Origin of the sequence: Roseicella aerolata, from assembly GCF_020523605.1 — a bacterium.
GTDB classification, from domain to species: Bacteria; Pseudomonadota; Alphaproteobacteria; order Acetobacterales; family Acetobacteraceae; genus Paracraurococcus; species Paracraurococcus aerolatus.
In genome coordinates this window covers 64,355-78,277 of sequence record NZ_JAJAQI010000020.1, presented here as the reverse complement: position 1 = coordinate 78,277, position 13,923 = coordinate 64,355, and the positions used below count along the sequence as shown (strand labels likewise).

12 protein-coding genes are annotated in these 13,923 nt (G+C 73.0%); 2 read left to right on the top strand and 10 right to left on the bottom strand.

Annotated features, from left to right (window positions below; translation table 11 throughout):
* Window positions 1-2 precede the first annotated feature (2 nt).
* The 3 genes from LHA35_RS14470 to hmpA form a co-directional block, all read right to left on the bottom strand.
* Window positions 3-806, bottom strand: a complete 804-nt coding sequence (locus tag LHA35_RS14470) for an SPOR domain-containing protein (RefSeq protein ID WP_226608985.1) — start codon at window positions 804-806, stop codon at window positions 3-5.
* Entirely contained in the window at window positions 803-2,587 is a 1,785-nt protein-coding gene (gene argS / locus LHA35_RS14465; RefSeq protein WP_226608984.1) for an arginine--tRNA ligase, read from the bottom strand. The genes LHA35_RS14470 and argS overlap by 4 nt, the downstream gene beginning before the upstream one ends.
* A gap of 291 nt (window positions 2,588-2,878) precedes the next feature.
* Window positions 2,879-4,075, bottom strand: a complete 1,197-nt coding sequence (gene hmpA / locus LHA35_RS14460) for an NO-inducible flavohemoprotein (RefSeq protein ID WP_226608983.1) — start codon at window positions 4,073-4,075, stop codon at window positions 2,879-2,881.
* A gap of 81 nt (window positions 4,076-4,156) precedes the next feature.
* On the opposite strand from hmpA, the gene LHA35_RS14455 reads away from it, so the two are divergent.
* Together LHA35_RS14455 and LHA35_RS14450 are read left to right on the top strand one after the other, a co-directional pair.
* Window positions 4,157-4,633 carry an RrF2 family transcriptional regulator gene (locus LHA35_RS14455; protein ID WP_226608982.1) on the top strand — a complete coding sequence of 159 codons (477 nt, stop codon included), beginning with the start codon at window positions 4,157-4,159 and terminating at the stop codon, window positions 4,631-4,633.
* 304 nt (window positions 4,634-4,937) lie between these two features.
* A complete protein-coding gene (locus LHA35_RS14450) occupies window positions 4,938-5,150 on the top strand; it encodes a hypothetical protein (RefSeq protein WP_226608981.1) in 213 nt (70 codons plus the stop codon).
* 24 nt (window positions 5,151-5,174) lie between these two features.
* On the opposite strand, the gene LHA35_RS14445 is transcribed toward LHA35_RS14450, so the two are convergent.
* The 7 genes from LHA35_RS14445 to LHA35_RS14415 all read right to left on the bottom strand — a co-directional run bounded on the left by LHA35_RS14445 (window position 5,175) and on the right by LHA35_RS14415 (window position 13,917).
* Window positions 5,175-6,296, bottom strand: a complete 1,122-nt coding sequence (locus tag LHA35_RS14445; RefSeq protein ID WP_226608980.1) for an NADH:flavin oxidoreductase/NADH oxidase — start codon at window positions 6,294-6,296, stop codon at window positions 5,175-5,177.
* Between the two features lie 212 nt (window positions 6,297-6,508).
* Window positions 6,509-9,286 carry a phosphoenolpyruvate carboxylase gene (locus LHA35_RS14440; protein ID WP_226608979.1) on the bottom strand — a complete coding sequence of 926 codons (2,778 nt, stop codon included), beginning with the start codon at window positions 9,284-9,286 and terminating at the stop codon, window positions 6,509-6,511.
* A gap of 93 nt (window positions 9,287-9,379) precedes the next feature.
* Window positions 9,380-10,549, bottom strand: a complete 1,170-nt coding sequence (locus tag LHA35_RS14435; RefSeq protein WP_226608978.1) for an MFS transporter — start codon at window positions 10,547-10,549, stop codon at window positions 9,380-9,382.
* Window positions 10,550-10,617: 68 nt separating this feature from the next.
* Complete coding sequence (locus LHA35_RS14430) at window positions 10,618-11,736, bottom strand: DegT/DnrJ/EryC1/StrS family aminotransferase (protein WP_226608977.1); 1,119 nt, start codon at window positions 11,734-11,736, stop codon at window positions 10,618-10,620.
* A gap of 42 nt (window positions 11,737-11,778) precedes the next feature.
* Window positions 11,779-12,780 (bottom strand): NAD-dependent epimerase/dehydratase family protein, encoded by a 1,002-nt coding sequence (locus LHA35_RS14425; protein WP_226608976.1) that lies wholly within the window; start codon window positions 12,778-12,780, stop codon window positions 11,779-11,781.
* 296 nt (window positions 12,781-13,076) lie between these two features.
* The gene (locus LHA35_RS14420) at window positions 13,077-13,445 is read right to left on the bottom strand and encodes a RidA family protein (RefSeq protein WP_226608975.1); all 369 of its coding nucleotides are present in this window, start codon (window positions 13,443-13,445) and stop codon (window positions 13,077-13,079) included.
* 112 nt (window positions 13,446-13,557) lie between these two features.
* Window positions 13,558-13,917, bottom strand: a complete 360-nt coding sequence (locus tag LHA35_RS14415) for a hypothetical protein (RefSeq protein WP_226608974.1) — start codon at window positions 13,915-13,917, stop codon at window positions 13,558-13,560.
* Window positions 13,918-13,923: the final 6 nt, after the last annotated feature.

Below are 13,923 nucleotides of genomic sequence, written 5' to 3'. Positions count from 1 at the left end.
CGTCAGCCCCCGACGGGGTTGCAGGCCCCGCCCTTGGCCCTCACGGCCTCGCAGAGCGCCTTGGCCGCGGCGGCATCGGCGAGCCCGCCGGTGCGCAGGCGGAAGAGCGGCGCCTGCCCCTCCCGCTCCAGCCGGAAGACGCGCGGCTGGAAGCCGGCCAGCTCGGGCACGCGGCGGACCAGCCGGTCCCATTCGGCACGCGCCGCCTCCTCCGATACCAGGGCGCCGAGCTGCACCATGGCGCGGCCATTCGGCACCGGCCGCGGCGCGCCGGCCAGGGCGGCCGGAGGCGCTGCCGGGGGTGCCGGACCGGCGGCTGGCGCCGCCACCACTGCCGGGGCCGCGACGGGCGGCGCCAGCGGCGCGGCATTCGCCAGGGCGGAGGGCGCCTGCGGCACCGGTGCCGGCGCGGCCTGCGGCGGCACGGGCGGCGCCGCAACCTGGGGCGGCGCGGGCGGTGCCGCATGCTGCCGCAACTGGTCGAGCGCAGGCGCCTCCGGCCCGGAATCCAGCAGCGCACTGCCGCTGCGGCGCTCGGCGTCGCGCCGCACCTGCGGCGGCTCCAGCACCAGCTGGTCCTGGTTCGGCACGATGAGGCCGCCGGGATTCTCCGGCCGCACCTTCAAGGGCCGCGCGTCGGGCTCGATCACCGGGACCGTGCGCGGCCCCATGCGCGAGAGGCCCCAGGTCACGGCGCCGGCCACGGCCACCGCGCCCAGCAGCCCCCCGGCCACCGCGAGCATGCGCCAGGACGGAGCCTGCTTCTCCGGGCGCAGGCGCCAGGAGGGTACAGCCAGATCGCTCACCGCATCTCCTCGACGGGTGTCACCCCCATCACCGCGAGGCCCGAGCGGATGACCGTCCCCGTGGCGGCGACCAGGGCAAGCCTTGCCCGCGTCGCCTCCGGCTCATCCGCCCGGATGAATCGCAGGGTCGCGTCATCGCGACCCTTGTTCCACAGTACATGAAAGTCGCCGGCCAAGTCATGGAGAAAAAACGCGATTCGATGCGGCTCGCGGGCCAGGGCGGCCGCCTCCACCGTGCGCGGCCAGGTGGTCAGGCGCCGCAGGAGGGCAAGCTCGGCAGGGTCGGTCAGGCTGTCGAGCGGCGCCAGCGCCAGGTCGCCCGGCGGCGGGTCGCCGGCCGAGCGCAGAACCGAGCGGCAGCGGGCATGCGCATATTGCACATAGAAGACCGGGTTGTCTCGCGATTGCTCGACCACCTTGTTCAGGTCGAACTCCATCTGCGCATCGGCCTTGCGCGTCAGCATGGTGAAGCGCACGGCATCCCGCCCGACCTCGTCGATCAGGTCGCGCAGCGTCACATAGGTGCCGGCGCGCTTGCTCATGCGCACGGGCTGGCCGTCCTTCACCACGTGCACGATCTGCGCCAGCACGACATCGAGCGGCACGGTGTTGCCCGAGAGCGCGGCGACGGCCGCCTGCATGCGCTTGACATAGCCGCCATGGTCGGCGCCCCAGACATGCACGAGTTCGGCGAAGCCGCGCTCGATCTTGTGCAGGTGGTTGGCGATGTCGTTGGCGAAGTAGGTGCCGGAGCCGTCGGATTTGCGCAGCGGCCGATCGACCTCGTCGCCGAATTGCGTGGCGCGGAACAGCGTCTGCTCGCGCGGCTCCCAGTCCTCCGGCGCCTTGCCCTTCGGCGGCTCCAGCACGCCGCGATAGATCAGCCCCTTGTCGAAGAGAAGCTTCTCCGCCTGCTCGAGCTTGCCCTCGCGGACGAGCTGTGCCTCGGAGACGAAGACGTCCTGCACCACGCCGAGCGCCGCGAGATCCTCGCGGATCGCCTCCATCATCCGCTCGACGGTGAATTCGCGCACGATCTCCAGCCAGTGGTCGGGGCCGAGCATGCCATGCCTGTGCTCGGGATCCTCCGAGGCGAGCGCGGTGCCGAAGCGGTCGCGCAGCGCCTGGCCGACCGGGATCAGATACTCGCCCCGGTACTGCAGCCCGCCAGGGAGGAGCTGCGCGTACTGGTCCTCGGTCATGGTGGTGCCGAGGGCCTGCAGGTAACGCCAGTAGGCGGCATAGGCGAGCGCCTGCACCTGCGCCCCGGCATCGTTGATGTAGTATTCCTTGGTCACGTCCCAGCCGGCCTTGGCCAGCAGGTTCGCCAGCGCATCGCCCACCACCGCGCCGCGGCAATGGCCGACATGCATCGGGCCGGTGGGATTGGCGGAGACGTATTCCACATCGATCCGGCGGCCCCCGCCCGTGCGGCCGTCGCCGTAGCGCTCGCCTTCGGCCAGGATAACCGGGACCTGCGCCCGCAGGACGGATTCGCGCAGCCGGAGGTTGACGAAGCCGGGCCCGGCCGGCGTGGCGCTCTCGATCTCAGGCAGCGCCGCCAGCTTCTCGGCCAGCACGGCAGCCAGCTTCGGCGGCGCCTGCCTGGCCTGCTTCGCCACCACCAGCGCGCCGTTGGTCGCCATGTCGCCATGGCTGGGGTCGCGCGGCGGCTCCATCAGCACGCGGGCGAAGGTCTCGCCGGGCAGATCGGGCAGAAGTTCGGCGAGGGCCGCGATGGTCCGGGCGCGGAGCGCGGCGAAGATGTCGTGGTCGGTCATGGTGGCGGGGGTTTAGCAGGCCGGCCGGAGCGGGGACAGGATTGCCGCCGCCCCTGCCCCCATCTCCCCGCCACGCGCACCACAGGAGGCCTGGACGCCAGGGCGTGCCTGACCCGGCTTCCGCCGGTGGCCTGACCCACACCGGACATGGGCCGGGATGCCAAGGCCCGCTCAAACCACTGGCCCGGATGCGTGACCGCATCAGGACTCTGCGGGCGCTTGCGTCGCAGGCTCAGGCGTGACGCCGGTCTGCCGCGCAACGAACACAGGGTCCCGCCGCCTAGAACTCTGTCAGGCCGCCAACATCTCGTCGGCCGGGCCGAAGAACTCGTAATGGATCCGCTGGGCCGGCACGCCCGCCGCGGCCAGGCCGCCGACCAGGCTGCGCAGGAAGGGCTTCGGTCCGCACAGGAAGTAGTCCGCCGAGTCCAGCGGGGTGTTGGCGCGCAGCCAGTCCGGGGTGATCCGGCCCTGCTCCGCCTGGCCATTGTCCGCCGGCCGCGGCGCCTCGTGGAAGGTGGTGGCCGTGAGGGAGGGCAGCCGCCCGGCCAGTTCCCGCACCCGGGGACCGAAGGCCTGGGTGGCGCCGTTCAGGGCGCCATGCACCCAATGCGTCTCCAGCCCCGGATGCAGCCGGCCGATGGTCTCCAGCATGGAGAGCAGCGGGGTCAGCCCGACGCCGCCCGAGAGCAGCACCACCGGCCGCTCCGGCCGCTCCGGCAGGACGAATTCACCGGCCGGCGCCGCCACGTCCAGCACCGTGCCCGGCCCGGCCTGATCGTGCAGCCAATTGGAAACCGCCCCCTGCCCTTCCCGCTTCACGCTGATCCGGTAGCCGGCATCCTCCGGCGCCGAGGAAATGCTGTAGTTGCGCTTCAGCAGCGTATGCCCCGGCAGTGACAGCCGGAAGGTCAGGTACTGGCCGGGGCGGTGGCGCAGCACCCGGCCGCCATCCTGGGGCCGGAGATGGAAGGAGGTGATGAGGTCGCTCTCCCGCACCTTCTCCGCCACCACGAAGCGCCGCCAGCCTTCCCAGCCGCCGGGCGCCGTTGCGATGGCGCGGTAGATCTGCGCCTCCCGGCCGATCAGGATGTCCGCCAGGGCCCAGTAGGCCTCTCCCCAGGCGGCCAGGATCTCGGGCGTCGCCGCCTCCCCCAGCACGTCGCCGATCGCGCCCAGCAGCGCCTCCGCCACATGCGGGTAGTGTTCCGGCCGGATCAGCAGGCCGACATGCTTCTGGGCGATCCGCTCCACCGCAGCGCCGAGCACGGCGAGGTTGTCGATGTTCCGCGCATAGGCCAGTACCGCCCCGGCCAGCGCCTTGGGCTGGGCGCCGGTCTCGCCATGGTGGGACTGGTTGAAGAGGTCGCGGATCTCCTCATTCCGGAACATCCGCTCATACATCCGGCGGGTGATGGCGATCCCGTGCTGCTCCAGCGCGGGAATGGTGGCCTTCACCAGGGCGATGGTCGTATCGCTGAGGGGCATGGGCCGTCTCCGAATGTGGTATAACAAACACCACTTATCAGCCTGCCGGCCCGCCGGCCATGCCCTGTATACGAATGAGCCATGCGCCTCACGCTGCACACCGACCTTGCCTTCCGCACCCTGATGCATCTCGGCCTGCGGCCGGGCGCGCGGGTGCAGACCGAGGAGATCGCCACCGCCTGGCGGATCTCGGCCAACCACCTGGACAAGGTGGTGCAGCGCTTGGCGGCTGCCGGCTTCGTCGAGACGCGGCGCGGCCGCGGTGGCGGCATGGTGCTGGCGCGGCCGCCGGAGGCGATCCGGCTGGGCGAGGTGGTGCGGCGGATGGAGGAGGACCTCGGGCTGGTCGCCTGCTTCGGCCCCGGCGGCGATCCCTGCGGCGATGTCACCGGGGAGCGCTGCGCGCTCGCCGGCGCCTGCCGGCTGCAGATGGCACTGGGGCAGGCCCTGGCGGCCTTCCTCGGCGTGCTGGACGGCATGACGCTGGCGGACCTGCTGGATCCGGCGGCGCGCGGGGCGGCGACGGCGCGGCTCGGGATTCCGCCGGCGGTGGGTTGATACCCTGCCCAAGGCACCGCGCCCTGCCCCGCCGGAGGCAGGCATCGGCCGGATCACCGGCGCGGTGCAATGCAGCAGCATGGCATGGGAGGGAGCCGAGACGAGCCGCGCTGTCCCGAACGGCAGGCCACCCGGGCAGGTCGCCCCGGGCGATGGATGGCGGCCCTGCGCCTCGCTTCGGCCGCAGGGCAGGAAGGGCCGCTCCATGCCCGGCAGCGGTGATGCGCCGCGCGCCACCCGACGGCCCCCCGGGCAGGCGGGAGCGGCAAGAGTCTGGCGACCATGCGGGGCGAGGATGGGCGGCATGACCCCTTTCCTCCTGGCCACCATCATCGGCGGCGTCGTCATGGGCTTCTGGTTCGATCACCTCGTCGGGATGACGCGCAGCCACATCCTGCTCGGCCTCGGCGTGGCCGGGCTGGCCGCCTGCCTCTTCGCCGGCCAGGACTGGGCGGGCATCGCGCTCGGCTGCCTGCTGGGCGCGCGGGCCATGTCGGCCTGGCGCCCGCAGGGCTGAAGGTCCCGCCGGAGGGGGCCGGCCTCACCCCGCCGGCCGCTCCAGGAAGGGCTTGGCCGGGTCGCCGAACCGCATGGAAGGATGGCTGCGGGCATATTGCGGCGGGAAGGGCGCGCTCGCGCCCAGCGTCTCGGCGGCATGCCAGGGCCAGCGCGGCTCCCACATCATCCCGCGCCCGAGCGCGATCAACTCCGCCGCGCCATCCTGCAGCACCTGCTCGGCCAGGTCAGGGTCATGCAGCAGCCCGACCGCCATGGCGGGCATCCCGGCCTCCTGCTGGATGCGGCGCGCATAGGGCACTTGGTAGCCCGGGCCAGGCGAGATCGTCTGCGACGGGCTGATCCCGCCGGAAGAGGCGGTGACATAGTCGCAGCCCAGCGCTTTCAGCGCCCGGGCGAAGGCCAGGCTGTCATCGCCGGTCCAGCCGCCTTCCACCCAGTCGGTCGCCGAGATCCGCACGCCGAGCGGCTTCCCCGGCGGCCAGACGGCCCGGATGGCGGCGAAGACCTCGAGCGGGTAGCGCATGCGGCCCGGCAGGTCGCCGCCATAGGCATCGTTGCGGCGGTTGGCGAGCGGCGAGAGGAAACTGTTCAGCAGATAGCCATGTGCGGCATGCAACTCGATCAGGTCGAAGCCCAGCGCATCGGCCCGGCGCGCCGCGGCGACGAAAGCCTCCTTCATCCCGGCCAGTTCCTCGACCGAGAGCGGGTGCGGCGCTGGGCGCCCCGGATAGGCGAGGTCGCAGGAGGATACCGGCTGCCACCCCCCATCCGCCGGCGCCACCGTCTCCTGCCCTTCCCAGGGGCGGGCGACCGAGCCCTTGCGCCCGGCATGCGCCAGCTGGATCCCGAGCGCGGCCGTGCCATGGGCACGGCAGAACGCCAGGACCGGCCGCAGCGCCTCGGCCTGGGCATCGGTCCAGAGGCCGAGGCAGCGCGGCGAGACGCGGCCGCGCGGCTCCACCGCCGTCGCCTCCATGATGACGAGCCCGGCGCCCGAGACACAGAGGTTGCCGACATGCATCAGGTGCCAGGGCGTCGCATGGCCCTCCGGCGTGGCGGAGTACTGCGCCATCGGCGAGACAACGATGCGGTTGACGAGCCGCAGATCCCGCATGGTGTAGGGGGCGAAGAGCAGCGCCGACATGCTGGAGTGTCCCTCCCGCGGGGCCTCTCGGCCCGCCCGCCCCGCTGGCGCGCCGGTCCCGGCCTCCATCTCCGCAGGATTGTGCCGCGGTTCGCGGTCGCCGCAAGCCCGGCTGCCCACATCGCCGGCCTGGGTTGGCCAGGCACTGCCCCCGGCCGGATGCGCCTGCCGCGCCGCCCGGCCCCGGAAGGCGCCCCCGTCCGTGCTCGTCCTCAGCCGAAGGCCCCGACCTCATGCGTGATGGCGGCGCCGCAGCCGCGGACCAGGGCGAAGAGCCGCGCCATGGGCTGGAAGATCGCCGCGTGTTCCTTGGCATAGCTCAGCCCCTCGCGTGGCGGCGCGGGCTCGTGGAAATCGAGCCCGACCACGGCACCCGGCGCGGCCGGGAAGACCTCGTCCAGCAGCCGCAGGGAGGGTTCGATGTCGAGCTGGAGGATGCGCAGCACTAGCGTCTCCCGCGTCGCGCCGTGGCGCGGGCTGAACTCCGGCAGGTCGGCGGCCAGCAGCCAGATCCGGTGGATCAGGGTAAGGCGCAGCGCATGCAGCAGCACCAGCCGGTCCGGCATGGTCGGCAGGTCCGGCCAGGCATGGCGCAGCGCCAGGTGGTCGGCCTGCAGGCGGCGGAACAGCCGTCGGGTCGGCGCATCAAGGTCGAGCCGCTCCACCGCGCCGGCAACCGACAACAACTCCTCCCGGCGGCCGGGGCGGCGGGTGAAGCCGGCGCGGTCCAGCCAAGGACCGGGATCGAGCGTATCCACCACCGCCCGCAGCACGCCTAGATCGGAGCAGGCGGCGGCGCGCCCCGCCAGGGCGAGTGCCCGCTTGAATCGCGGCGAGCGGTCGCGCAGGTCGTTGAAGGCATCCGGATTGGCGGTCGCCGCCATGCCGAGGCCGTGGATGGAATTCGCCATCCAGCCGAGCTGCTGCAGGATGGCGTTGTTCGGAATGGCGCGGAGCTGGGAGGGATGGGTGATGCGCATCGGCCCGCCCATGCCGTCCGACTGCCGAACCGCGGGGCGGGAGCCGGTGCGGTCCAGCAGCCCCGGCCCGAAGGCGCCGAGCAGCGCGGCATAGCCGGGGTCGGCGACCAGCGCCTGCATCTCCCGCCGGACGGTCGCGAAGAAATCCGCGACGTAATCGGCCTCGTGGTAGACCGGGTCATCCACCGGCCCGATCGGCGTGAAAGCATGCGCGGCGATGCCGGCGATGGTGGCCGAGGCAAGCTGCGGCGTACCGAACAGCAGGTAGCCATCGCCGCCCTGGAAGGCCGTCTCCTCCCGCAGCCTCAGCCCGGCGCCGTCGAGCGCGGCGCGCGCCTGCGGCGGGGAGAGATAGGCCAGGCGGTCGGCCAGGCTGTCCGGATGCCCCCCGCGGCCGACGCTCTCGCCATGGGTGTCGAACAGCACCACCTCGATGCCGTCGAGCTTGTGCCGCCGCAGCAGCTCGACGAGGCGGAGCTTCAGCCGCTCGGCCAGGTAGCTGCCGGCGAGCTGGCCGACATAGCGCCCGGAATCCGAATAGCCGAATTGCAGGCAGATGCGGCCGTGCCGGCGCAGGTAGTCGCGGTAATGCGGGCTGCGCAGCGCCTCCTCCAGCACCCGCTCGCCCCGGTCCAGCGCCTCGGCCGTCTCGAAGAGCGGCGAGAGCTCGACCGCGTGCTCCACGCCGAAGCGCCTGGCCAGCCAGAGCGCGGCGAGCAGCGTATAACCCGTCTCGGTCTCGGCGATCAGGAAGCGAATGGGGGCGGAGCCGTCCACATGCTTCGAGATCTGCGCGCAGGTCAGCATCAGCCGCACGGCGGAGGCCTGCTCGGCGAGCAGGGCGCCGAAATCGACCGGCTGCGCCTGGACCTCGCCGAGCGCGGTATTGATGGCGGCGAGCAGCCCGCGCCGCTGCGCCATGTCATCCGGCAAGGCCATGAAGCCCAGGCGCTGGCGGGCGGCATTGTGCACCTGCGCGGCGTTCAGCCGGACATGGGTATGGGCCAGCGCCAGCCCATGGGCGGCGAGGCCGCCACGGGCGACAGCCAGGGCCAGCCGGGTCGCATCGTCCGGCGCGGCGGCGATGGCAGCGGGGAACAGCGCCAGCAGTGGGTCGATGCCGGTCAGCGCGGCATCACGCCGCTCGAGCATCTCGGCCGCGAGGCGCTGCACGGCCTCCGGCTCCGGCTTGTCGGGAACCGCGGCGATCTGGGCCTCGACCGCCTCCAGCGCCGCACCGACGCGCCCGGCAAGCGTGGCGGCGCAGTCGCCGAGCGGGGCCAACTGCCCCGACAGCCGCTCCAGCTGCAGCCGCTTCATGGTCAGGCGGAGCCTGAGCGTGTCCCACCAGCCGATATCGGTCCGGCCGTCCGTGTCGTAGCCGACCCAGGAGGCGAGCAGGACCGGGCGCGGGATGAGCGTCGTCCAGCGATCGCCCCACACGCCCCTGGCGGCCGAGAGCAGCGCGGCGGCCAGGCCGTCCAGGGCATCGCGCCCGCGCTGGATGGCGGCGACCGCCTGGCGGAACTCCTCGGCGAGCGTCGGCGGCGATGGGCGGTGGGTGAGGCCGGCCGGGAACTCCGCCCCGCTCGCCGCCTCGGCCAGCGCGGTGCCGGTCTCGGGCGGCAGGGAGAAGGTCGGGTGGGCGGTGAAGACCGCGGCGAAGCGCGGCGTCTCGATCAGGGCGCGGTAGCGCGCGAAGGGGATCGGGCTGTCCTCCGGATCCGGCCGGACCAGCCGTTCGGCCAGCGCCGGGAGGGAGGGCTCGCCGCCCCCAAGCCCGACATAGGCGGCGAGGCGCCGGGCGCGGTCGGTCGCGGCCAGGTCGGAGAGGCGCTGGACCAGGTCCGCGAGACCATCGAGGTCGAGCAGCCCGTCATCCATCCGCCGGCTGATGGCAAGGGCGACGAGCAGGACGGGATCGCCGAAGGGGTCCTGCGCGGCGGCGTCGCGCGCCTCCCGCAGGCGGGCGAGGAGTTCCTGGAGGGGATCGGGCGCGATGTCCGGCATGGGGCGATGTTGCACCTGCGAAGAGCCCGGAGGCTAGCCCTTCCTCGGGCCGCCCTCCGGCGAGCGGGGGAGCATGACCGGCCGGATGCGCGGTCACGCCAGACGGCTCTGCAAGGCCCATGCCGATGGCAGGGCGGCGAGGCAGAGCAGCGCCATGGCCCAGAAGGCCGCGGCGCCGAAGCTCCCATAAAGCGCGCCGGAGGCAATGGTGAGCAAGGCGCCGGACAATCCTACGCCGAGCGCGGCATAGAGCGACTGCGCCGAGGCCCCGAGCGCCGGCGGCACGACGCGCTGGATCACCGCCATGGCCGCCAGGTGCTGCGCCGCGAAGGTCAGCCCGTGCAGCGGCTGGGCAAGCAGCATCGCGGGCAGGGCGGCGGTGGTCGCCATGATCGACCAGCGCAGCAGGCCGGCCGCGGCGGCGAGCGCGCAGAGGCCGCCGGGTCCCAGCCGCGCCAGCAGGCGGCGGCCGAGCAGGAGGAAGACCCCCACCTCCGCCCCCACCGCCAGGGACCAGAGCAGGCCGATCGCCTCCGGCCCGAGCCCGGCCGCCTGCCAGTAGAGCGTGGCATAGCCGGCATGGAGGGCATGGCTGCCCGAGATCAGCGCTGTCGCCAGCAGCAGCAGGCGGAAGGCCGGCAGGGCGAGGAGCGGCCGGAGGGTGCCGGCGCGGGGCGCCGCGACCGCGAGCGTGGGCAGCACCGGCGGCGGCAGGGCGAGGGTGATGCAAGCTGCCAGCAGGAAGCAGGCGGCGTGCAGCCAGATCGCCGCGCCCGGGCCACCGGCCGCCCCTACGGCGAGGCCGGCGAGCACGGTGCCGGCCACGAAGGCGGCCGCCCCGGCCCCGCGCACCAGGCCGTAGTCGAGGCGCCCAGCCGGCGCGGCGGCGCGCAGGGCGAGCGCATCCGGCAGGGCGCCGACCGGCCCGGTGGCCGCGGCATGCAGCAGGCCGATTGCCAGCAGCGGGGCAAAGCTGCCGAAAACCGTGAAGCCGGGTGCGGCCAGGGCGGCGAGCAGGAGCATGGCGGCCAGCGCCGCCCGCGGCGCGGCCCGTCGATCCGCCAGCGCCCCGACCAGCGGCGTCGCCAGCAGCCGCAGGGCCATGCCGGCGCCGAGGATGAGGCCGATCGCCTCGGCCCCGAGCCCCTGCCCCGCCAGAACCGCCGGCAGGAAGGGGGTGAGCACGCCCCAGCCGAGATAGAGCGCCAGGAAGAGCAACAGGTAGCGGCCGGGCCCGCCGCGCAGCGCCGGCCAGCGTATCATGCCAGGCTCGCCGGGCGGCCCGGCCTCAGGCCCCCGGCGCGCGCCATCCAGGACGCGTGGGCCGCGCCCTACCCCGCCAGGCTCCGCAGGGCCGCGCAGATCTGCTCCACCTGGGGATCCGTCAATTCGGGATACATCGGCAGGCTGAAGACCTCCTGCGCGGCCCGCGCCGTCTCGGCGCAGCCCGCGGGCCCCAGCGGCACGCGGTCCCTGTAGGCGGATTGCAGATGGACCGGCACCGGATAATGGATGCCGGTGCCAATCCCCATCCCCTTCAGCCGCGCCATCAGATCGTTGCGGTGCGGGCTGCGCAGCACATACTGGTGGAAGACATGCTCGGCATCCTCCCGCCGGACCGGCGGCGCGAGCGGCCCGCCGGCGAGCGCCGCGTCATAGGCCGCCGCGATCTCCCGCCGCCGGGCATTGCCGGCGTCGAGCGCCGTGAGCTTCACCCTGAGGATCGCCGCCTGCACCTCATCGAGCCGGCTGTTCACCCCGACCAGGGAGGAGATGTAGCGCTCCTTCCAGCCATATTGCCGGATGGCGGCGATGCGGTCGGCGAGTTCGAAATCATCGGTCGCCAGCACCCCGCCATCGCCGAGCGCGCCCAGATTCTTGGTGGGGTAGAGCGAGAAGGCCGAGGCCGCGCCGAAGGTGCCGAGCTTGCGGCCATGCAGGGTCGCGCCATGGCATTGCGCGCAATCCTCGATCAGCGCGACGCCGGCGGTCGCGGCGGCCTCCAGCATCGGGTCGAGCTCGCAGGCCTGGCCATAGAGATGCACGGCGATGGCGGCGCGGATCGGCGGCAGGCCGGGCGGCGGGTCCTCCAGCACCGAGGCGAGTTCCTCGGCATCCATGGTGTAGGTGTCGGGGTCGATATCGAGCAGCAGCGGCACGGCGCCGACCATCTCGATGGCCGCGACGGTCGCGACCGCGGTGTGGGAGACGGTGGCGACCGCCATCCCCTCCCCGATCCCGAGGCCCCGCAGGATCAGCGCCAGCGCATCCGTGCCGTTGGCGCAGCCGACCGCGCGGGTGGTGCCGAGCCAGGCGGCGAATTCCCGCTCGAAGGCCTCGCCCTCCTGGCCCAGGATATACCAGCCCGAACCAAGGGCACGCTGCACCGCAGCGTCGATGGCCCCCTTCTGCGCCTGGTAGCCGGCGCCGGGATTGGCCTGAGGAATCATGGTCTGTGGAGCATTCATGGCAGCGGTCCCGGATCGCCCCCCTCAGGTATAGTCGGCCAGCCGCGCACGGTACCATTCCAGCGAACGCGCCAGGCCCTCATCCAGCCCCACCAGCGGCGCCCAGCCGGTGGCGGCGCGGAAGGCGCGGTCATCGGCGTGGTAGCTGCCGATGTCGATGGGGGCACGATCGGCCGGGAAGCTCTTCACGACATAGTGTCCCTGCCCGCCATTGGCCGCGATCAGCCGGTCGGCGAGTTCGATCAGGGAGGCCGGCGGCGAACCGCCAAGATTGAAGACCCGGCCGGCCACCCCCGGCTGCGGGGCGTTCTCCGCCGCCAGCAGGAAGGCCCGGACCACGTCGTCCACATAGGTGAGGTCGCGGAGCTGCTCGCCGCCCCAGACCTCGAAGGGCTCGCCCTTCAGCACCTGACGGATCCAGATGCCGAGGAAGGTCTGGCGGGCGTCGCGGATGCGCAGCCGCGGGCCGTAGCAATTGGTCAGCCGGAGCGCGACGACCGGCCGGCCATGCACCCGCTGCTCCAGCAGCCAGTACTGCTCGCCGGCGAATTTCGAGACGCCATTGGCGTCCGGCGGCTGGACCGGGTGCAGCTCATCGACCGGCAGGCGCAGCGGCTTGCCGTAGAACTGCCGGGTGGAGGCATGGACCACCGTCGCCTTCGGCGCCGCCTCCCGCATCACCTGGATCAGGCGGACCTGGGCGACGGCATTGATCGCGATATCCGCGACCGGGTCGCGCTGGCCGCCCATATGGCTGGTCTGCGCCGCCATGTTGAACAGGATGTCCGCATCCCTGGCGAGCGAGTGGAGTTCCACATCGCGGATGTCGCCGCGGACCAGAAGGACCGAGGCACCCTCCAGATTGGCGATATTGGCGCCGCCGTCCTCCACCATCGCATCGATGGCGGTGACACGCGCCCCGAGCGCGGCCAGGCGGTGGCACAGCGCGCTGCCGAGGAACCCGGCGCCTCCGGTCACCAGAACGCGCTTGCCGCGCCAGAAGGCGGCCCGCTCCGCGTCGGTCATCGATCCTGCATCCTCCAGGGGAAGCGGGCACAACCTTGCCGCCCGGTCCACATGAACAATGATCGCCAAAGATTACGGCGGAACCATGCACAATCGCCGGCGGTGCCGGGGCGGAGCGCCGATGGCGTGACCGTCGCATGCGGGGCGGACGTGCCCCCACCCTCGCCCGCCGACGCGTCCGGCCCGCCTGCACCGCATGATCTCCTCGGAGCCGAAGGGCAGCAGGGGCAGGGCAAAGGGCAGGCCGGCCGCGGTGCCGGATCGCCTGGACGGGCGATGCCCTGGCACCCGTGAAGTCACGCCCCCGGCATTCCCCCGTCCAGCGCGGCGATGCCAGTGATCTCCACCTTCCAGGCAGGATCGACCAGCGGCGCCTGGATGGTCATGCGGGCCGGCTTGGCCGAGGGGTCGAGCCAGCGGTCCCAGGCGCGGTTCATCGCCGGCGCATCGGCGATGTCGGCCAGGACCACGGTCACGCTGAGCAGGTTGCGCTTGGAGGTACCGGCCTCGGCCAGCAGCGCGTCGATCTGGGCCAGGATGTCGGCGGTCTGCCCCTCGGCATCCAGGCTCGAGTCGTCGGCCACCTGCCCGGCCAGATAGACCAGCTCGCCATGCACCACCGCGCCGGAGAGCCGCCCCTCTTCCGCCAAACGCCGGATCGCCATCGCATCCTCCCCGTCATTGCCGGATGCGGTGATAGCCTGCCCTGGCGTCCTGGCCAGCCCCGATCCGCCGGTGGCCGCAGCCTTTGCGGCGCCAGCGGGCGGAGGCTCCTCCTCAGGCGGCCGGCGCGACCTCCTCAGGCCAGGCCGGCAATGCGATCTCGATCTGCACCCGGGGGCGCTGGAAGGCCGGGACGATGCCACTGACCCGCACCGCGGTCGCATCCGGATCGCAGCCGAGCGCCTCCAGCACCGCCGCATCCTCCCGCGGCAGCCAGCCGAGCGGTCGCCCCGACGGCGCCAGGATCTCCAGCGTGCAACCACGGCTCGGCCGTGCCGCGCAGCGCAGGCGAAGCGGCAGGCCGATCCGCAGGCCGGCCAGGTCCTCCGGCGCCGCCCGCTCCCCGATGCCCGAGATGAAGCTGTGCAGCGGCGCCGGCGCAACGGAGCGAGACGCGAGCACGAGCGGCATCATCGGCCA